At 54.5% G+C, this 963-nt stretch carries 1 protein-coding gene and 1 pseudogene; both read right to left on the bottom strand.

The genetic code is table 11. The features are described 5' to 3' along the window. Window positions 1-136, bottom strand: a pseudogene (locus tag ACODTY_RS24075) (methionine synthase); the annotation flags it as partial. A gap of 1 nt (window position 137) precedes the next feature. Then, a partial coding sequence (locus tag ACODTY_RS24070; RefSeq protein ID WP_488996695.1) for a putative oxygenase MesX occupies window positions 138-963 on the bottom strand: 826 nt, incomplete at its 5' end.

Genomic DNA, 963 nt, shown 5'->3' with positions numbered 1-963 from the left:
GACGCAGCGCATCCTGCTTGCCCTCGGTCAGCTGTTCATTCTCCAGCTTCCAAGGGGACCAGAGCTTCTCCGGTTCCGCAAGCCAAGAGGGCTTCGGCAGGCTGCCGGCGGTAGAGGTGGGCAACAATCTTGTCATGCTATGCGACCTTTTTGGGCTCGTCGAAGGCGTATTTGGCAGACCACTGCTCAAGGATGGTCCTATACGGTTTGATGAAGTGCTCTTCGGCGAATTTTCCTTGCTCAACGGCCAGCCGACTGCGCTCTTCCCGGTCGTAGACGATGCGGGTCAGTGAGTAATCCTGATGCGTCAGGCTCGGCTGATAGTATGTGCCTGCCGCGGAATTGGCGTTGTAAATCTCGGGCCGATAAATCTTCTGGAACGTCTCCATCGTGCTGATCGTGCCGATGAGCTCAAGATTGGTGTAGTCGCCGAGCAGGTCTCCCAGAAAGTAGAAAGCCAGAGGCGCTACGCTATGCGGCGGCATGAAATAGCGAACCTGCAATCCCATTTTGTGGAAGTAATGATCGGTAGAAGACAGCTCATTCTGCCGATATTCCACGCCCAGCACGGGATGATGGTTGTCAGTGCGGCTGTAGGTTTTGCTGCTTGAGGCGCTCAGGCAGATGGCCGGCGATTTCTTGAAACGCGCCTTGTAAGCATCCGAGTTCAGGAAGCACTTGAACAGGTTTCCGTGAAGGTCGCCAAAGTTTTCTGGAATGCTGAATCCGGGTCGATCTTTGTTGTGCTCGGGAAGCAGGACGCTGAAGTCATAATCGCGCACGTACGAGGAGAAATTATTCCCGACGATACCCTCGATGCGTTCGCCGGTTTTTTTATCAATGATGGTGATCTGTAGGATCTCAATGATCGGGAAACCATCTTTGCCGCCCGCAGCGCCCATGTCCATCTCGACCGAAATGATATCGAGTTCGCGGCGGTCTGCCAGTAGCGTCCTGATCTGG

It is taken from the genome of Mesorhizobium sp. FG116 (assembly GCF_057809835.1).
Note: the sequence above shows the minus strand (reverse complement) of the source record. Positions and strands in the feature narration are given on the sequence as shown.